This is a genomic window from Pedobacter aquatilis, from assembly GCF_032678405.1.
GTDB classification, from domain to species: Bacteria; Bacteroidota; Bacteroidia; order Sphingobacteriales; family Sphingobacteriaceae; genus Pedobacter; species Pedobacter aquatilis_A.
Genome location: NZ_JAVTSJ010000001.1, coordinates 1,050,801 through 1,070,040, shown reverse-complemented (window position 1 = coordinate 1,070,040; position 19,240 = coordinate 1,050,801). Strand labels below are relative to the sequence as shown.

Annotated in this window: 14 protein-coding genes; 5 read left to right on the top strand and 9 right to left on the bottom strand. The window is 37.8% G+C overall.

Annotated elements, in window-relative coordinates; translation table 11 throughout:
• Positions 1–338 precede the first annotated feature (338 nt).
• From R2R71_RS04420 to tgt, 3 genes are read right to left on the bottom strand one after another with little or no spacing between them, the layout of a single operon-like run.
• Entirely contained in the window at positions 339–1,217 is an 879-nt protein-coding gene (locus R2R71_RS04420; protein WP_316830039.1) for a DMT family transporter, read from the bottom strand.
• A gap of 2 nt (positions 1,218–1,219) precedes the next feature.
• Positions 1,220–2,323: an LptF/LptG family permease gene (locus R2R71_RS04415; RefSeq protein ID WP_316830038.1), complete on the bottom strand. Its 1,104-nt coding sequence runs from the start codon at positions 2,321–2,323 to the stop codon at positions 1,220–1,222.
• A 1-nt stretch (position 2,324) separates the two neighbouring features.
• On the bottom strand, positions 2,325–3,455 hold the full coding sequence (gene tgt, locus R2R71_RS04410; RefSeq protein WP_316830037.1) for a tRNA guanosine(34) transglycosylase Tgt: 1,131 nt from the start codon (positions 3,453–3,455) through the stop codon (positions 2,325–2,327).
• A gap of 140 nt (positions 3,456–3,595) precedes the next feature.
• Here tgt and R2R71_RS04405 point away from each other — a divergent pair, with 140 nt between their 5' ends.
• Positions 3,596–4,807, top strand: coding sequence for a glycosyltransferase (locus tag R2R71_RS04405; protein WP_316830036.1), 1,212 nt, complete (start codon positions 3,596–3,598; stop codon positions 4,805–4,807).
• A 39-nt stretch (positions 4,808–4,846) separates the two neighbouring features.
• A complete protein-coding gene (gene rsmG, locus R2R71_RS04400; protein ID WP_316830035.1) occupies positions 4,847–5,482 on the top strand; it encodes a 16S rRNA (guanine(527)-N(7))-methyltransferase RsmG in 636 nt (211 codons plus the stop codon).
• A gap of 13 nt (positions 5,483–5,495) precedes the next feature.
• Here rsmG and R2R71_RS04395 read toward each other — a convergent pair whose 3' ends face one another.
• The 5 genes from R2R71_RS04395 to R2R71_RS04375 form a co-directional block, all read right to left on the bottom strand.
• A complete protein-coding gene (locus R2R71_RS04395; protein WP_316830034.1) occupies positions 5,496–6,767 on the bottom strand; it encodes a M56 family metallopeptidase in 1,272 nt (423 codons plus the stop codon).
• The gene (locus tag R2R71_RS04390) at positions 6,767–7,138 is read right to left on the bottom strand and encodes a BlaI/MecI/CopY family transcriptional regulator (RefSeq protein WP_316830033.1); all 372 of its coding nucleotides are present in this window, start codon (positions 7,136–7,138) and stop codon (positions 6,767–6,769) included. Before R2R71_RS04390 ends, R2R71_RS04395 begins: the two co-directional genes overlap by 1 nt.
• Positions 7,139–7,339: 201 nt before the next feature.
• Entirely contained in the window at positions 7,340–8,287 is a 948-nt protein-coding gene (locus R2R71_RS04385; protein ID WP_316830032.1) for a M28 family peptidase, read from the bottom strand.
• 191 nt (positions 8,288–8,478) lie between these two features.
• On the bottom strand, positions 8,479–12,018 hold the full coding sequence (smc, locus tag R2R71_RS04380; protein WP_316830031.1) for a chromosome segregation protein SMC: 3,540 nt from the start codon (positions 12,016–12,018) through the stop codon (positions 8,479–8,481).
• A gap of 389 nt (positions 12,019–12,407) precedes the next feature.
• On the bottom strand, positions 12,408–14,705 hold the full coding sequence (locus R2R71_RS04375) for an ATP-dependent helicase (protein WP_316830229.1): 2,298 nt from the start codon (positions 14,703–14,705) through the stop codon (positions 12,408–12,410).
• Between the two features lie 399 nt (positions 14,706–15,104).
• Between R2R71_RS04375 and R2R71_RS04370 the strand changes: the two genes are divergently transcribed.
• The gene (locus R2R71_RS04370) at positions 15,105–15,428 is read left to right on the top strand and encodes a DUF493 family protein (protein WP_316830030.1); all 324 of its coding nucleotides are present in this window, start codon (positions 15,105–15,107) and stop codon (positions 15,426–15,428) included.
• Between the two features lie 63 nt (positions 15,429–15,491).
• On the opposite strand, the gene R2R71_RS04365 is transcribed toward R2R71_RS04370, so the two are convergent.
• On the bottom strand, positions 15,492–16,463 hold the full coding sequence (locus R2R71_RS04365; protein WP_316830029.1) for an SGNH/GDSL hydrolase family protein: 972 nt from the start codon (positions 16,461–16,463) through the stop codon (positions 15,492–15,494).
• Positions 16,464–16,721: 258 nt separating this feature from the next.
• Between R2R71_RS04365 and R2R71_RS04360 the strand changes: the two genes are divergently transcribed.
• Positions 16,722–18,092, top strand: a complete 1,371-nt coding sequence (locus tag R2R71_RS04360) for a dipeptidase (protein ID WP_316830028.1) — start codon at positions 16,722–16,724, stop codon at positions 18,090–18,092.
• A gap of 156 nt (positions 18,093–18,248) precedes the next feature.
• Complete coding sequence (locus R2R71_RS04355) at positions 18,249–19,229, top strand: glycoside hydrolase family 43 protein (protein WP_316830027.1); 981 nt, start codon at positions 18,249–18,251, stop codon at positions 19,227–19,229.
• Positions 19,230–19,240: the final 11 nt, after the last annotated feature.

Here is a 19,240-nt window from a genome sequence, read left to right as displayed (position 1 = left end):
AAAAAAACTAAATATTTGATATAAAAGTGGCTCTAACGTTGTTTTAATCGGCTTTTTTGTGTTTTTTGTGCAACTTTGAATAAAATAGATGAGCGCTGCATCTTCATTAAAAAAATAATGATTATTTAGCTGTTTTAGACCCTCTTTTCAATTTGAAATAGTGCTTGGAAGCTTGGGTTTTCTGATGTTTGTTGCTTGAATTTTCAGGTTAAATTGGCTGCTTAAATTGCGAATATTGATGAGTAAGAACCTACTGCAGTTTAAGTGGTCTATCGCTTTTTTAAAGTTGATGTTGCGAAGATAAATCGTAATAAATAACGACTAAAAAGGTTCAGCTACTAGCGGTGATTCTTTCTGTTCTTGTAGATTGGATAAAGGAAAACAGAAGCGAGAATTATCACTGCACCGATGTAAAATCCGCCTGTCATTTGCTCTTTATCTTTAAAGAAAATAAAGGCTAATAGAATGCCGTATACAGGTTCTAAATTAGTAACTAAAGCCGTTCTGAAAGCAGATAAAGTTCGCATTACAGAAACGCCTGCAACGTAAGCAACCGAAGTGCAAAAGGTGCCTAATATTGAAATATAAAACCAGTCTTTTGTACTTAAATTAAATGGCATATTCAAAAAAGAACCATCGTAAATACGATATAAAGTTATCCAGAATAATCCGCCAACCAGTTCGTAAAATCCAATAATTGATGGCTCACTTTTTTGAACAAAAGTAGAATTGATCGTTGAAAAAAGACTGGCTGCAAAGGCTGCTAAAAGACCGAATATAATGCCTGAAGTATACTGACTTTCGAATTTAAAAATCGTGTAAATCCCAATAATAATTAAAATACCGACTAATATATCGCCAATATAAATCTGTTGCTTTTTTATTAATGGCTCTAGTATTGCCGTAAATAAAGTGAAGGATGAAAGGCATACAAGTGTAACGGAAACGGTCGAAACTTTAATGGCATGAAAGAAAAAAATCCAGTGAATAGCTACAATTCCTCCGGTTAAAAAGAATTGAATAAATTGTTTTTTCGAAATCTTAATATCCTTTTTTGTAACCGAAAACCATGCGAAAAGCGTGATGCTTGCAATCAAAACCCGGTACCAAACCATGGGCACCGCATCAATGGAAATTACCTTTCCCAGTACTCCTGTAAAGCCCCAAACAAAAACAGTAAGATGAAGAATAAGGAGGTTTTTTTTAGTTGCGTTCATTTTTATTTTGGGGCACGTTTTAACAGGTAGAAACCCAGTAAGCCAAACACAATTGTTGGTAGTAAAACGGCGATAAAGGGTGGTAATCCTCCCTTGGTAGAAAACATTTGTGTAAACTGGTTAAACACAATATAGGCGAAGCTGATGAATATGCCAATTCCTAAGGATACGCCAACGCCCCCGCGTACTTTACGCGAAGAAAGTGCTACGCCAATAAGCGTTAATACAAAGGCTGATAAGGGATGCAAATAACGTTTATAGCGTTCAAACTGAAGATCGTTCATGATGCCGGTTCCCCTGGTTTTTTCTTTACGTATTTTTTCTGCCAGCTCGTTTGTTGATAGATTCTGTACAACATTATCATAAGCTGAAAAATCATCCGGACGCATATCTAAAATGGTGTCTTTTAGCTTACCGCTACCGTAAATCATGGTTTCCTTCAAGCCATCTATTTTCCTGATGGAATAGTTGCTCAGTTGCCATTTTCTTTTCGTAGAATCCCATTTAATATTATCGGCAATAATCTTCTTGGTTAATATATCTCCATTAAAATTATCGAGCGAAAAGCGGTAGCCATAATTGGTTTTATTGTCGAAACTCTGGATATAGATGTATGTTTTGTCATCCAGTTTCATGTGGATATTCGACTTCGTAGAAGGGTCGTTTCGCTTTACATAAGTGTTTTCGAAGCTGTTTTTTAAAGTATTGGTATACGGCAGTATGTAGAGATTCGATATTAAATTAGCAGAAAATATAATACTCGCTGAAACAAAATAAGGCCATAAAAAACGGTTGAAACTTACTCCACCACTTAAAATTGGTACAATTTCAGTCTGATCGGCCATCTTTGCGGTAAAAAAGATTACGGCAATGAAATTAATCAGGGGCGAAAGCATATTGATGTAAAAGGGGATAGAACCTGCATAGTATTTGGTAATTACCCCCCAAAGGCTTAATCCGCTTTTTAAAAAATCATCGAGTTTTTCCGATAAATCGAATACAATTATAATGATGACGAATATTGCCAGGGTGTAAATAAACGTACCGAGGTATTTTCCGATAATATAACGATCGATGATTTTGATATTGCCCTTAATCAGATTCATTTTATAGCTTGTTGCCCAATACTTTAACCATTTGGTTTTTCCATTCGTAAAATTCGCCGGCGATAATCTTTTCCCTGGCTTCTTTTACCAGCCAAAGATAAAAATGCAGGTTGTGCAAGGTAGCAATTTGTGCGCCAAGCATCTCATTACTATGTACTAAGTGACGTAAATATGCTTTTGTTGTTACTAAATCCACATGTAAATCACTATCGGCTTCAATAGGCGAGAAATCATTTTCCCACTTCTTATTCCTGATATTGATGATGCCATTCTTGGTAAATAACATACCATTACGGGCATTTCTTGTTGGCATTACACAATCAAACATATCAACACCAAGTGCTATATTTTCGAGGATATTAATTGGTGTACCAACGCCCATTAAGTAACGTGGTTTTTCGTAAGGTAATATATCGCATACAATTTCTGTCATTGCATACATCTCTTCAGCTGGTTCTCCTACTGATAAACCCCCGATTGCATTTCCTTCACGGCCCATGGTGGCGATAAACTCTGCGGATTTTATCCTTAAATCTTTATAAACAGAACCCTGTACAATCGGAAAAAGTGTTTGGTCGAAGCCATATTTAGGTTCGGTATTATCAAAATGAGTGCAGCAACGTTTTAACCAGCGGTGAGTCATTTTAATCGACTGCGCAGCATAGTTGTAGTCGCATGGATAGGGTGTACATTCATCGAAGGCCATAATAATATCAGCACCAATAGTGCGCTGTATATCCATGGCATATTCAGGTGTAAACAAATGTTTTGACCCATCAATGTGTGAATTGAAAGTAACGCCTTCTTCCTTGATTTTTCTTACTTTACTTAGAGAATAAACCTGATAACCACCACTATCTGTTAAAATAGGGCGATCCCACCCGATAAATTTATGCAAACCACCCGCCTTTTCAAGTATGTCCAGTCCGGGGCGCAGATAAAGGTGATAGGTGTTCCCTAATATGATCTGCGCATTAATATCCTGCTCAAGCTCACGCTGGTGAACCGCTTTTACCGTACCTGCGGTGCCTACAGGCATAAAAATAGGTGTTTGTATTTCGCCGTGTGCAGTAGTAACTGTTCCTGCCCTGGCTTTAGATAGCGGGTCGTTGGCCTGTAAAGTAAATTTCATCTGTTTCCTCTTAATTTTTCCACCCTAAAGATGGATTTCACCCCCTGATTAATTCAGCTAAAACTATCATCCTGAATTTTGATCAGGCTAGTTTTTATGGTGTTTTTCTTATCACAAAAATCAGCCAAAAATAAGAAAATATGAGGGTATATTTTTGTTTAATTTTTTATCAACATAAAACTGTATTACAGATTAAAAATGAGAAATTTGCGCCTGTTTATTTTAACGTTGTGATATTAACCATACCCGAAATTTATTTACTTTCCGCATTAGGTTTTTGCCTCCTGGTGCAATTATATTTTAGCCTTTTTGTTCATCTAAAACTTGCTGCTACAGTAATTGATGATGTTCCTCAGCTTTCAAAGTCGCCTGTTAGCGTAATTATATGTGCAAGAAATGAAATTGCTAATCTTCAGCAATATTTACCCGCAGTGCTCAATCAGAATTATCCCGAATTTGAAGTAGTTGTTGTAAACGACCGCTCATGGGATGGTACTGAAGAATACCTTGAAGAGCTTGAGAAACAATTTCCAAAGCTTAAGGTGGTTAAAATACTAGATAATGATAAGTTTATAGCCGGGAAAAAATTTGCAGTCACCATGGGGATAAAGGCTGCGAAATATGAGTGGCTCGTTTTTACTGATGCTGATTGTGAACCCGAAAGCGACAATTGGTTAATGTGTATGCAGCAACCGGCTGATGAAAATGTAGAAATTGTTTTGGGGTATTCGCCATACATGAAAAAACGTAGTTTATTAAATGCGCTAATTCGTTTTGAAACCTTTTTTACTGCTGTGAACTACCTGAGCTTTGCGCTGAAGGGAATGCCGTATATGGGCGTAGGCCGAAATATGGCCTATAAAAAATCGCTTTTCTTTAAGAATAAGGGGTTTGCAGCGCACATGCATATTCCATCGGGCGACGATGATTTATTCGTTAATGCACATGCCAACGCTTCAAACACGGCAATCAGAATCAATCCGGATAGCCAGGTTTGGAGTGAGCCAAATAAAACATGGGGCGGATATTTACGCCAAAAGAAAAGACATTTTGGTGCAGGGAAATTTTATAAGCCTAAACATAAATTCATCCTGTCTACGCAAATTATCATCCAGTTTCTGTTTTACATATTATTAATAAGTTTAATCTGTTTACCGGATACCAGATATATAGCATTGGGCATTTTAGCCTTTAGTGTAATTATCAGGAGTTTTATTTATTCAAGGTTACTCAAAAGGCTAAATTATGGCGATTTGAGGTGGTGGTTCCCAATACTTGATATGATTTTATTCGTATTTTTAGTGTTTAACGGCTTTCTGTCTATCTTTGTAAAAAAAGTTCAATGGAAATAAACCTGAACTTTCTTAATAGCTATTAATTTTATCAATACCATGTCTGAAGTAAAACCCGATATCGTTTTAAAATATTTTCCCGAATTAACAGAAAAGCAGATCGCTCAATTTGAGCAATTGTTTGATTTGTATAGCTTTTGGAATGCACAAATCAATGTAATCTCAAGAAAAGATATCGAAGAACTATATGAGCGACATGTTTTACACTCTTTAGGCATAGCTAAGGTTTGTTCTTTTAAACCTGGTGAAAGTGTGCTGGATGTTGGAACGGGAGGTGGTTTTCCGGGTATTCCATTGGCAATTTTGTTCCCGGAAACACAATTCTATCTTGTAGATTCTATCGGTAAGAAGATAAAAGTGGTTAAAGAGGTTGCATCTGCATTAGGTTTAGATAATCTAAAAGCCGATCATCTTAGGGCTGAACAGATTAAAGATAAGTTTAATTTTATTGTTTCGAGGGCCGTAACCAGGCTCGGCGAATTCTATCCATGGATTCAGGGTAAATTCAAAAAAGAATCTTTAAATGCCATTCCAAATGGAATTCTGTATTTAAAAGGTGGTGATCTTGCTGAGGAGATTAAAGAATCAAAACTGAAAGCAGAACTTTATCCGCTTTCAGCTTATTTTGAGGAAGATTTTTTTGAAACGAAATACGTGGTTTACGTACCACAATAACTTTTAGGCGGTGCTATTTAGTACCTTTTAAAATTACGCCGTTAATAACACCGTCTTTTACCAATTCTCCGAGAATCCTTCCGTTAGTTGATGTTTTCTTATTTTCTGGTGTCGGATCGCCATAAATTACATCGTCTTTATCATACTTTTTCCTATTCGGAACTGGATTGGCCAGTGGTTCTTCAATCACAATTTCTTTGGCCTTAGCGGGCTTAGGCTCAATTGGTGGCGGAGGTGGGGCAATCTTTTTCTTTGCTTTTTTCGCCGGTGCCGGCTCTATCGGTGGCGGCGGTGGGGCTACTTTCTGTAATTTAAGTTTCGGAGGTGCAGCTGGCGGAGGAGGAGGGGCGGGTAGTGCTTTTTTAGCCGCTTTATTCTTCACTACAGGCTCCTGAATTACAATTTCTTTTACTTTCTCTTGTTTAGGATATAAGTCTACAATCCCGTAATCTTTTGTAAATGCCATGGTAGAAGTACATAACATTCCGCCAACTACAGGAAGTACGAGTAACAATCTGAGCCTTGCCCATTTTGCAGTTTTCTTTTGATTTAACATGCTTATTCTTCTTTTTAAAATGGATGAATTAAAAATTTGGTTAGTTAATGCTGTTTCATGCCCTCCGCAAGAATTTTGAATCAGGAAGAGTGCATATTCGTATTTTGCTATTCCTTTATTAGTTGTTTCCTCATCGGCCAGGTATTCATGCAGTAGTTTTATGTCGTTTTTTAGCAAATGTGCAATTGGGTTGAACCAGCAAAAGCTGCGCAATAACTCAAAAAACAATACATCAAAACTGTGTTTTTGCCTGATATGGGCCATTTCATGATTTAAAATGGTATTCCTCTGGGGCAATTCCGGGTCGATAAAAAGTAGATTGAAGAAGGAAAACGCAATTTTTGAATGCCGTAATTCAACTATTGTTATACCGTTTTCAACAATCTTGTTCGGCCGTCCTAAAAGCTTGAAGATGTGCCTGAACCCCCAACATATTTTTGAAAGAAAGATGATGGTGATTAATAAATAAAGAAATATTAAAATGTTTTCTGTGCTTAACAATGGCTTTTCCTCCTGTATTTGCTGGTATATCGGCAAATTATCGTAAATGATTTCCTTGGTTAAGAAACCCAATTGCATGAAAGGTATTGTAAATGCTGTTAATGTGCTTAATATCAGGTAATACCGATTTAAAACATAGAAGGTTTCTTTGTATAAAAACAATCTGTAAAACCCATAAAATAATACCAGATACAGGTTTGCCTCGAGTAAATAATATAGCCAGCTCATTATTTATCTTGTTTAAGTTTTTCTGCCAGTTGGATGATTTCGTCTAGTTCCTGCTTACTCATGCTTTTTTCTTTTACCAGAAAAGAAACCAGGCTTTCGTAAGAATTCTCAAAGTAATTGTTCATTACTTTATCTAAAGCAAAGTGTTTATAGTCAGCTTCCTGAATGATCGGGAAGTAGATGTAGGTATTTCCAACAGCTTTGTGATCAACAAAACCTTTTCCTTCAAGTACCCTGATTACTGTCGATACGGTATTGTATGCAGGCTTGGGTTCATTCATCTTTTCAATTACTTCTTTTACCAGTGCTTCTCCCATTTCCCAAAGGATAAGCATCACCTGTTCTTCTGCTTTTGTAAGTTCTTTCATCATAGTAACTATATTTATAGTTCGGTTATATGAAGTTACTACTATAAAAATAGTTTTCAAACTATTTTTGTAGTTTTGTTTTTAACTGTCTTATAATCAGTCTTATAATTTTTAATTGAAAAGCTTTATACACAAGAAAACCTGCCTTGTAGGGCAGGTTCCTGATGGTTAATGGTTCTTTAAAATTTCTGTAATCTGACGGGATTACCTCATAATCATCTTATCTTTTAATGATTGCTGCAAAGCCGACTGTTTATCTATACTTTTTACCACATCTAAAACAGCATTAGCTGCATCGCTGAAAAACTGTTTTGTAATGGTTGCATATTCGTCTGTTGCCTTATGGTAATCTTTATGGTCTTCAACACCAAAATACAGGAAAGGGATATTTTTAGCATTGAAAGCACCCTGGTCGCTTTGGTTGGTCCAGTCGTCGCGGCCAAGCTTAGGGTCGTCATGACCTAAAATTAACTTTATATCCTTTCTGCTTGTATCTACATACTTTTTAAGGTTAGGGTATCTGAAGGTTCCACAAACATAAAGCTCTCCCTTTTCGCTATGGCTGATCATGTCCATGTTTAAATCAACAGCAATGGTATTGATTGGTACAGGCGGATTGGCCACAAATGCTTTAGCGCCCTGTAAACCCATTTCTTCTGCATCAAAAGCGGCAAAAATGATGGTATTGTTCGGTTTGTTTTTAGCAAAGTACGCAGCAATTTTTAATAAACCGGCAGTACCCGATGCATTGTCATCAGCACCATTAAATACTTCATCCTTTATAACCCCTAAATGATCGTAATGTGCTGATACAACAATAACATTGGTGCTTTTGCCAGGTATGTATCCAATAATATTTGTTCCATTTGTTTTTGCCCCACCTCTTGCATTAAAGGTGAACTCCTGCGCATAGTTTACATTTTGCGGATACGATTTCAAGCCAAGTTTCTGAAAACGTTCAATAATGTAAGCTCTTGCCATTTCAGCACCTTTAGTCCCTGTTTTTCTGCCCTGATAAGCATCAGAAGACAACACTTCAACATCTTTTAAAAGTTGTGTATCTAATTTACCAGACCCGGTTGAAGACTGGTTTTTTACGGAAGAACAGCAGCTAATGGTAAGTGCTAGAGGAATAATATATAGTAATTTCATTTTATATTTCTTTTCGTCATTGCGATGCACGAAGCAATCTTAATGCGTTGGTTTATAAATTTTCCTAAAGATATTAAATATTGAGGTATTGAAAGCAAAAGCTTATTTAGTTTATTGTCCAATACTTATACGTTAAAATAATAGGATGATTTACAAAGACGCTAAACTAAATACCTTTATCTTTAAGTTCCTTAAGCGGCCACTTCTCTTAAATCTACTGCAACAACTCTCGAAACACCTTGTTCTACCATGGTTACTCCATAAATGATGTCGGTACTTGCAATTGTACGCTTATTGTGCGATACAATGATGAATTGTGACTGGTTTGAAAACTTGCGGATAATGTTATTGAATTTATCAATGTTGGTATCATCTAAAGGGGCGTCAACCTCATCGAAAATACAGAAAGGCGCAGGCTTTAAAAGGTAAAGTGAGAATAAAAGGGCAGTAGCAGTTAGCGTTTTTTCTCCACCTGATAACTGATTGATTGATAGTGGTCTTTTACCTTTAGGGCGTGCAACAATGTCAATGTCGGCTTCCAGTGGATTGTTTGCATCTGATAGAATCAAATCGCAGCTGTCTTCTTCATTAAACAGGGAGCGGAAAACGACAATAAAATGTTCGCGGGCCTGTGTAAATGCCTGCATAAATTTATCTTTTGCCGTATCATCTATTTCTTTGATGGTTTGCAGCAGGTCGGTTTTAGCGGCATTAAGGTCTTTTTTCTGGTTCTGTATAAAAACATAACGCTCTTCCATTTCCTTGAATGCTTCCATAGCCATCGAGTTAATAGCGCCAAATTCATCCAGCTGGCGTTTCATCTTTTCTACCTTCTGGCGGATTTCGAATTCACTTTCCAGGGCTTCAACTTCAGTGTCGGTTTCTAAAAGGTCGTTTATATCGATATTGAACTCAACGGCTAAACGTTCTTTCAACGAGTTTAGGTCAATCTTTAAGGTGTTTTTCTTATCCTTTATTTCTGTTAACAGAAAATCGGTTTCTTCCCGGTTTTTACGAATAGTGGTCAGGTTGTTTTCAACCTCGTTAATATTTCCTTTACTTTCAAAATATGTCTTTTCTACCTCTGCAAGCCCTTTTTCCATGTCTTCGCGTTGCTGATACATTTCTAAGAGTGTATCGTCGCTTAAATCGGTATGTTGCAGTGTTTCCGTTATTTGTGCAAGTGTTTCCTGAAACTCTTTTTCATTCTGTGCAATACGTTTGTTAAGTGCTTCTTCCTGCACGAAACGATAATCTAAATCCTTCTCTAAACCTGATAGTTTATTCTGCTGCTGGTGGAAACGGATATTATCCTGGTTATATTTTCCCGCCGATTCATTAACCTGATCAGCAAGTTCCTGGTAGTTTAGCTGCTGCTCTTGTAAATCAACATGATCTTGCTGCTGTTTTTTCTGCAATTCAACCAAAGCGGGTAGTTTTTCAGCTAAAGATTTTTCTATCGATACGATCTTCTGTGCAATGTCCGTCTTACGGTTTTCGCTGGTTGTAATAAACTCCTGGTACTGGTCGCGACGGGTTTGAACGGAAATATTTTCATTAATTAACCGGTTAAGCTCCTGTTGTAAGGTATTAATCTGATTAACTTTCGAGGCTTCTTTCAGGTTAAAAATATTCTCCGTTTCTGCTTTTATTGCCGTGTTGTATTGATTGATCAGCGTTTCTGATGCTTTTATTTCTTTAGCTAAATTTTCGAGGTTTTTAGCCCGGCCTATTCGTTTCCCTTCAAATAACCCTACAGAACCGCCAGCTAAAGTGAATTTAGTTTGGGCATATTTTCCGTTCTTGGCTAGTATAGTTAAGCTTTCAGTTGGTGTTTCCTTAAAAAGATTTTCCTGCTCAGCCACAGCGATATATACATTTTGTAACAGCAGGTTGCAAAGATGCTGGTACTTTTTGTCTACTTCAGTTACCGATAAGGCAGAAACCAGTCCATCGTGGTTGAGTGGTGATGCATTTTTATCCGGAATATTTTCGAGGATAAAAAAGTTAGCCCTTCCGCGGCTGGCATCAGTTAAAAGGTTGATGGCCTGTACGGCATCCGAGTATTTATCAACCACATAGTGATTCATTACCGGTTCCAGGTAATTTTCTATTGCTATGCGGTAATCTTCGTTACAAAACAGAATATCCGAAAGGAGTAAGGCACTCTTTGCAAAGGCATTATTCTTTTTCAGGAATCGGATCGACTCAGGAAAGCCTTCCAAGCTATCTACCAGCGATTTGGTAAGGTTATATTCGTTTTGTTTGGCGTCTTTTTTACGGTTCTCGGCCGTTAGTTTTTCCTTGTTTGTACTAAGGTTAACCTCTGATATTTCCAGCTTTTCCTTGAGTATTTCTTCGGCTTCCTTTAGTTGCTTTATGGTGTTTTGCTTTTCTGAAACCTGTATGTCCAGCTCGGCTAATGCATGGTCAAATGCCTTTAGTTCGAGTGTTTTGGTTTCCGTATCATCAACATTTCTGTTGGTCTCCTGTACCAGGGCATCTTTTTGGATATTTAAAATATCAATTTCCTTTTGCGACTGGTAAACCTGGTTCTGGATATCATTAACTGATTTTACAAGGTTGTCAATTCGGTTTTTCTCCGTTTGCTGTTGTTCACGAAGGGTATCCAGTGAAGATTTTAATAGCTTTAAATCTGATTCTAATTTATTAAAGACCTCTGTTTCGGTTAAAACTTCTTCATTGAGGCGCTTAATATTGTATTTTATATGATTAACCTGGTTTTTGTCCTTTTCAAGTTCGCCAGATAAGCGTGTTTCTTTCTCCTGTAAGAAACGCATCTGCTCATTTTTTACTTTCTTTTCGCTTTCATAAGCCCTGATTTTCGAAATCAGTTCATTAGTTGCTTTTTGCTGTATAGAAAGGTTCTTTTCCTGATTGATGCTTCCCAGTTTAAGTTTTTGTAAGTCAGCTTCCTGTGTGTCAATCTGGGTGCTTAACTCCGTTCTCAAAACCTGCTGCTGCTGTTCCTGGGTTTCGAGTGCATTTAAATCGGTACGGAAAAAGGCAATGCGATGGGTAGCCAGCTGAACACTCAATTCCCGGTATTGTTCCTTTAACTTATAATAGCGTTCGGCTTTACGGGCCTGGCTTTCGAGGGTTTTAAGGTTTTTTTCTATTTCGAAAAGTAGATCCTCAACACGCTCTAAATCGGTTTCTGTATCCTTTAGTTTATTAAAAGTCTGTTTTTTACGAAGCTTGTATTTCGAAATACCCGAGGCTTCTTCAAATAATGAGCGTCGGCTATGCTCTTTATTGGTAATGATTTCATCAACCATTTTCAGCTCAATGATAGAATAGCTGTCTGAGCCAATGCCGGTATCTAGAAATAAATCGGTTATGTCTTTTAAACGGCACTGAACATCATTTAACCGATATTCACTATCTCCATTACGGTATAATTTACGTGTAACTGTAACCTGAGAATAGGCGGTTGGAAGGATGTTTTTAGTGTTGTCAAAGCTCAATGAAACTTCTGCAAGCTGCGCCTGTTTACGGTTTTTGGTACCATTGAAAATAATGTTTTCCATCTTTTCAGAGCGAAGCGCTTTGGTGCTTTGTTCGCCTAAAACCCAACGCATAGCGTCAATTACATTCGATTTTCCGCAACCATTTGGCCCAACAATAGCTGTAACGCCCTCATTAAAATTGATGGTGACTTTGTCGCCAAAGCTTTTAAATCCTTTAATTTCTAAACGAGTAAGTTGCATGGTTTGTATTCGGGAGAACCGACCCCAATATTAAGGATAATTTTGTTGTTTTTCAAACACGGATATTGGATTTAACGGTAAAAAAGAGGATTGTCACGGAAACATGAAATACACGGAACTCGATGGAATTATTGCAACTCAATTTGCCTAAAAGCCATTTTCTGCGTTTATTAGTGAAATCTGCGGGAATGTAAAAATAATTGCCACGGAAATGCTGAAAACACGGAACTCGATGGAATTATTGCAACTCAATTTGCCTAAAAGCCATTTTCTGCGTTTATTAGTGAAATCTGCGGGAAAGTAAAAATAATTGCCATGGAAACGCTGAAAACACGGAAAAATATTGAATTTATTCCTAATAGAACCATGTTTCCATTGAGAAAATGTAGTTATTTTACAATCATCAGTTTGGCGAACTTCAGTAATAGTTGTTTATTGCCCAATCCCTGAAAAAATACAGTTGCCTTAACATCAGGCAAGGTGCCTTCGAGGCTGACAATTTTTCCAAAACCAAATTTTTCGTGTTCTACTTCCATACCATTTTGAAATTCATGTGGTTGCGATGGTGTAAAACCCGGGCTCGGAACATGTGCCTTAGCCAGGAGCGAAGTTGTTTTCGGGCGTGGGGGCGGAGCAGAAGAGGTGCTTGCCGGTTTGGGTTTACTGAAGAAATCACGTGGCTGTGAGGTCCAGGTTTTTCTTTCGTCGTCAAAATTACCTTCAAAAACATTACTTTTTGCAGGTTTAACATCCAGTTCCAGGTAGCGAGGATTGATTTCGTTTATGAAACGGCTTGGTTCGCAGTTGGTTAGCGTTCCCCAGCGATAACGTGATGTTGCATAGGTAATTGTTAATTTAACTTCAGCACGGGTAATGGCCACATAAAATAACCTGCGCTCTTCTTCCAAATCAGAGCGTGAATTAACCGACATCTGCGATGGGAAAAGGTTTTCTTCCAAACCTACAATAAATACGTTTTTAAACTCCAAACCTTTGGCTGAGTGGATCGTCATTAACGAAACCGTATCCTTGTTCTTATCGCCATCTTTGTCATCATTGGTTAAAAGCGCCACATCCTGCATAAAAATATCAAGACCTTTCTCTTCAATATCTTCACGCTCGGCAAACTCTTTTATACCATTTAATAATTCCTGAATGTTTTCATACCTTGCACGGCCTTCAACGCTATCATCAGTATATAATTCCTTTAAAATACCAGCATGCTGGGCAATAAATAAAGCCGAATCATATGCGTCGAGCTTTTTAGCTTCGGCCTGAAAGCTTTGCACCATCATAGCAAAATCATTTAGCTGGTTGGCTAAACGGCCATCAACATACATCTGCGCATTCGAAATCACATCCCACATGGTAATGTTATTTTGGTCGGCAGCAACTATAATCTTATCAATTGAGGTATCACCAATTCCCCGCTTTGGATAATTAATTACCCTTTTTATTGCCTCTTCATCCTTCGGATTAAAAGTTAAGCGGAAATAGGCAATTAAATCTTTAATTTCTTTACGTTGGTAGAAAGAAGTACCTCCAAAGATGCGATAGGGGATATTGAGTTTTCTTAAACCTTCCTCCATTGCACGGCTCTGTGCATTAGTCCGGTACAAAATTGCAAAATCGTGGTACGGATAGCCCTTTAAGCCACGTTCCTGAAGGATAGCCTCGGCAACCAGCTTGCCTTCTTCGTTATCGGTAAATGCCCTTGAAACCTTAATCCTGTCGCCTTCTACGTTTTCTGAGAAAACATTTTTTTCCAGCTGGTTTTTGTTGTTGGCAATAATGCTGCTGGCAGCATCAACAATATTTTGTGTAGAGCGGTAATTCTGCTCTAATTTATAAACTTTTAAATCCGGGTAATCACGCTCGAAATTCAGAATATTCTGAATGTTCGCTCCGCGGAAAGCATAGATACTCTGTGCGTCATCACCCACAACACAAATGTTCTGGTAGGCGGCTGCGAGTTTTCTTACAATTGTATATTGCGAAAAGTTGGTATCCTGGTACTCATCCACCATTAAATACCTGAATTTTTGCTGATACTTGTTTAAAACATCAGGATGCTCTTTCAGCAGGATATTGGTTTTAAAGAGTAAGTCGTCGAAATCCATTGCACCGGCCCTGAAGCAGCGTTTTGCATATTGCTCATAAATTTGCCCTAACAATGGGCGTTTATTCTGTATGTCTTCAGCCTGAATCTGGTCGTTTGCCTGGTATTCGCCCCATGAAATTAAATTGTTTTTTGCCGATGAGATCCGGCCATACACAAAGTTTGGTGCATACAATTTATCATCAAGCTGCATTTCTTTCAAAATTGCACGGATAACACTTTTGCTGTCGTCGGTATCGTAAATGGTAAAGTTATTCGGATAACCGATTTTCTCCGCCTCCACGCGTAATATTTTTGCAAAAACTGAGTGGAAAGTACCCATCCAGATATTTTTAGCCTCGGCACCAACAACTTTACTAATACGCTCACGCATATCCTTACTGGCTTTGTTGGTAAAGGTTAAAACCAGAATGTTAAAAGGGTCGGTTCCGGTTTGAATAAGGTGTGCTACACGAAATGTTATTACACGTGTTTTCCCCGAGCCGGCACCTGCAACAATCATTACCGGTCCTTTAGTGTTCTCTACTGCTGCTCTTTGTTGTGGGTTTAATCCTTCTAAATAATCCAAATCGGCTCCTGTTTTTTTGAGGCTCAAAAATAATAATTCAAAAGTTTTTTATTGAATTTGTGGAGAAATAGCAGGCTAATTTTTTTGAAAAGCAAATACTGTGTATCCATTATTGCTAGTCCTTTGCTTCACTCATACGCCTTCAGGCCTTAGGCAGGGGGCCGGTATCCGCTTCGCCAAGGTTTAAAGAAATTAGTTTTGTGCTATTCTTTAAGATTTAAAAGCCAAACTTCATAAACATTAACCACAGGGACATTAGGGAAATAGCATTATACAGTAATTAAGCTTTCTTATATGGTAAAACCAGTTATTTTCATGCCGTTATTGGTCGAAAACTATATACTTTATGCCAAAATTACATCTTAATTGTTTGGGAATAGAATTTGATATACAGTTGGCATGGAAGATAAAAAAATAAATAAAGAAATAACATTCACCGATATACCTGAAGGAGCAAGCACTGATATTTACACCAATCTGAAAGAGAAATTAGAAAGTGTAGAAAAGTTTCCGGGTATTTATCATTTTAAGTTTATCATCACCGGTGGACTGGAAAAAATACAAGAGCTGCGGGCCGTTTTACCTAACGATGAGTTTATAGAACAAGCCTCTAAAACCGGTAAATATGTATCCATCACGGTGAAAAAACAAATGCAAAATGCCGATGAGGTAATTGCTATTTATAAGCAGGTAGCCACGATAAGTGGTATTATGGTGCTTTAATTATTATTGCTGCTTAATATGTTTATATAATATGTTAAGCAGCTTCTTTTTTACCGGGTGGATTTACCGCGCTACAATAAACTTTTTAACCGCATTGTATTGCCCGGAATCGGATGATATTTTGAAGAAATATATCCCAGGCACAAATGTAGTGGTGTTTATTTCAAGGGTGTGTTTTCCTGTGTTCAGGTACTCATTAATTACAGTTTTGGCTAAACGCCCCATCATATCATAAATCTGAACGTTTATTTTGTCCGACTCAGGAAGTACAATATCAATATAGGTTTGCGTAGATGCTGGATTTGGGTAGTTCTGTGTAACTACAAACATCAAAAACTTGTCGAAAATAGCTTTGTTTACTGCATCAAAAATTACATAACTAATCAATCTGTAACCTCTTGCGTTAGGGTGGTAGGGGTCCTGGTAGAGCGAAAAATCGCGACGCATGGCTGCATTTACATCAGCAAGGTATAACTTATATTCTGTAACTAATTTTCGGTAAACAGCATTGATTTGCCGAATCGTTGTATTAACCGCCACAAGATTGGTGTTGGCACGATCATCTACATTCTGCAAGGTGCAAATTATTGGTACCAGTTTCTGCTTCAGGCTCGTGGTTATGAGTAACCTCATGTTCGATTCGGTTTCAGCAACACTTCCTTTTCCGGTTGCAATTGATAATGCATCGTTAATCCCCATATCAATTACAATAAAACCCGTACGGTTTTGTACTGCATTATCTATACGAAGCAAGCCTTGTAACGTTGTTTGCCCACCAATGCCCTGGTTGGTAATATCTATAACCTTTCCTGTATAACAGTTTGCGAAATTACTTTCGAGCATGGTTTGAAAACCAAGTCCCCTAACACCTTCTACCGTACTGGCTCCGAATGTTACAATATTAATACTGTCTTTAGCATAATACTGGGCCGCTTCAGGGCAACTAACCTTTGTGTTATTTTGTGAAAAAGCTATCGTCGGAAACAAAAATGAAAATAGCAGCAGAACATGCGAAACAATTGCGCTTAATTTCATTGATAACTTTCTTGTTTTGAGATTTGTATGTTGAATTTTAAGGGCGCAATTTAGTAAAAAAACGAAAAAATAACGTTGCTGGTATATTTTTTTTTAAACATTCAACAGTTAAATTACATAAACAGGAATTTTAAAACTTGTAGTACTATTTAAGCTATAAAACCTCCATTATGTATAATATGTCAATCTTGTCAATTCCGGTCAAATATTAAACCTGTTTTATCCTAAAACCCTATATTTGCCCAAATTCATTTTGTTATGCAAGAGATTAAAAATTATGTGGAAACACACAAACAACGGTTTTTAGATGAGTTGTTTGAATTATTGCGTTTCCCTTCGGTTAGTGCCGATCCAAAATACAAAGGCGATGTTTTAAAAACTGCAGACTATGTTGCTCAAAAGCTTAAGGATGCCGGTGCTGATAATGTAGAGATTTGCCCTACAGCTGGTTACCCGATTGTTTATGGCGAAAAGCTTATTGATGCTGCTTTGCCAACTGTATTAATTTATGGTCATTATGATGTTCAGCCTGCCGACCCATTAGAACTTTGGCATACACCACCTTTCGAGCCTACCGTTCGTGATGGTAAAATTTACGCCCGTGGCGCCTGCGATGATAAAGGCCAGTTTTATATGCACGTTAAGGCATTTGAATTAATGATGGAAACCAAAACCTTAGCCTGCAATGTTAAATTTATGATTGAGGGTGAGGAGGAAGTAGGTTCGGCCAACCTTGGTATTTTTGTTAAAGAAAATGCCGATCGCTTAAAAGCAGATGTAGTTCTGATTTCAGACACTTCAATGATCAGTATGGAGCATCCATCAATTGAGACTGGTTTGCGTGGCCTGGCTTATATGGAGGTTGAGGTTGTTGGGCCAAACCGCGATTTACATTCTGGCGTATACGGCGGTGCAGTGGCTAATCCGGCAACAATTCTTTGTAAAATGATTGCTTCATTACATGATGAAAACAATCATATCACCATTCCGGCTTTTTATGATAAAGTGGTTGAGCTGACAGATGAGGAGAAAAAAGCTTTAAATTCAGCACCTTATGATGAAGCGGAATATAAAAAGGATCTTGCTATAGATGAGGTTTGGGGAGAAAAAGGTTACTCTACTTTGGAGCGTACGGGCACACGTCCAACTCTGGAAGTAAACGGAATCTGGAGTGGTTATATTGGCGAAGGTGCTAAAACGGTATTGCCAAGTAAAGCAAATGCGAAAATTTCCATGCGCCTGGTACCTAACCAAAGCTCGGAAGAAATTGCTGAAATCTTTACGAAGCACTTTGAAAGTATTGCGCCTAAAAACGTTAAAGTTAAAGTAACCCCACACCATGGTGGTGAGCCCGTGGTAACACCTACAGATAGCATTGCTTACCGTGCGGCAGAAAAAGCCATTGAAGATAGTTTCGGTAAAACTGCAATTCCAACGCGAGGTGGTGGTAGCATTCCTATTGTAGCACTTTTTGAAGATGTTTTGGGTATAAAATCGGTTCTTTTTGGCTTCGGTTTAGATAGCGATGCGCTTCACTCGCCAAATGAGAAGTATGATATTTATAACTACTATAAAGGAATTGAAACCCTTCCTTTGTTTCATAAATATTTCGCAGAATTAAGTAAATAAGCTTCCTTCTGTATATGTAATCCCTGTTTGGTTCAACTGAACAGGGATTTTTTTTGAAACCAGCAAGAGTATTCCACTGGTACTGTAGTCCTGCCATCGCTTTCCAAAAGCCATGCTTAAGTTTTGAAACTTATTTTTTTTCTCTAAATTACAGGCATGAAATACATGATCACATCTCTTTTACTTTTTGCAGGGGTTACTTCCTTTGCTCAAAGTACTAAAACGATTAAGCAATCGGGAAACCCAATATTTCCAGGGTGGTATGCCGATCCTGAGGCTGCCGTTTTTAATAATAAGTACTGGGTTTATCCAACATACTCTGCCAAATATAAAGAACAGGTTTTTCTTGATGCTTTTTCTTCGGATGATCTGGTAAACTGGAAAAAACATCCTCATGTTTTGGATACAGCTGCAGTTAAATGGGCTAATAAGGCCATGTGGGCACCTGCAATTGTACAAAAAGACAAGAAATATTATCTTTTCTTTGGGGCGAATGATATCCAGAGTGATAAAGAGGTGGGCGGTATTGGTGTAGCGGTTGCCGATAAACCGGAAGGACCGTTCAAAGATCATTTGGGAAAACCATTGGTTGATAAATTTTATAATGGTGCACAGCCTATTGATCAGTTTGTTTTCAAAGATAAAGATGGCCAGTATTACTTAATCTATGGTGGATGGCGCCATTGCAACATCGCAAAACTGAATAAAGATTTCACGGGGTTTTTACCATTTGAAGACGGAACAACTTTTAAGGAAATTACACCCGATAAATATGTGGAAGGTCCTTATATGTTCATCAGAAATGGAAAATACTATTTTATGTGGAGCGAAGGCGGGTGGACCGGTCCCGATTATTCGGTGGCTTACGCGGTAAGCGATTCGCCGTTTGGCCCGTTTAAAAGGGCAGGTAAAATTTTACAGCAAGATGCAACAATAGCAAGGGGAGCGGGGCACCATTCTTTGATCATCAATGAGAAAAAGAATAAATATTACATTGTTTACCATCGCAGGCCACTAACAGAAACTGACGGAAACCATCGTGAAACTTGTATCGATGAAATGAATTTCGATGATCAGGGTAATATTTTACCGGTAAAAATTACCAAAGAAGGCGTAAAGGCGCAAAAAGTAAAGTAATTTTTCAAACG

Bases quoted from the DNA above. Each gene is read 5' to 3' on its own strand.
- R2R71_RS04415 (WP_316830038.1), bottom strand. From the start codon at position 2,323: ATGAATCTGATTAAGGGCAATATCAAAATCATCGATCGTTATATTATC.
- tgt (WP_316830037.1), bottom strand. From the start codon at position 3,455: ATGAAATTTACTTTACAGGCCAACGACCCGCTATCTAAAGCCAGGGCA.
- R2R71_RS04385 (WP_316830032.1), bottom strand. From the start codon at position 8,287: ATGAAATTACTATATATTATTCCTCTAGCACTTACCATTAGCTGCTGT.
- R2R71_RS04355 (WP_316830027.1), top strand. From the start codon at position 18,249: ATGAAATACATGATCACATCTCTTTTACTTTTTGCAGGGGTTACTTCC.
- R2R71_RS04420 (WP_316830039.1), bottom strand. From the start codon at position 1,217: ATGAACGCAACTAAAAAAAACCTCCTTATTCTTCATCTTACTGTTTTT.
- R2R71_RS04390 (WP_316830033.1), bottom strand. From the start codon at position 7,138: ATGATGAAAGAACTTACAAAAGCAGAAGAACAGGTGATGCTTATCCTT.
- R2R71_RS04395 (WP_316830034.1), bottom strand. From the start codon at position 6,767: ATGAGCTGGCTATATTATTTACTCGAGGCAAACCTGTATCTGGTATTA.
- R2R71_RS04360 (WP_316830028.1), top strand. From the start codon at position 16,722: ATGCAAGAGATTAAAAATTATGTGGAAACACACAAACAACGGTTTTTA.
- R2R71_RS04370 (WP_316830030.1), top strand. From the start codon at position 15,105: ATGGAAGATAAAAAAATAAATAAAGAAATAACATTCACCGATATACCT.
- R2R71_RS04405 (WP_316830036.1), top strand. From the start codon at position 3,596: ATGAGGGTATATTTTTGTTTAATTTTTTATCAACATAAAACTGTATTA.
- smc (WP_316830031.1), bottom strand. From the start codon at position 12,018: ATGCAACTTACTCGTTTAGAAATTAAAGGATTTAAAAGCTTTGGCGAC.
- R2R71_RS04365 (WP_316830029.1), bottom strand. From the start codon at position 16,463: ATGAAATTAAGCGCAATTGTTTCGCATGTTCTGCTGCTATTTTCATTT.
- rsmG (WP_316830035.1), top strand. From the start codon at position 4,847: ATGTCTGAAGTAAAACCCGATATCGTTTTAAAATATTTTCCCGAATTA.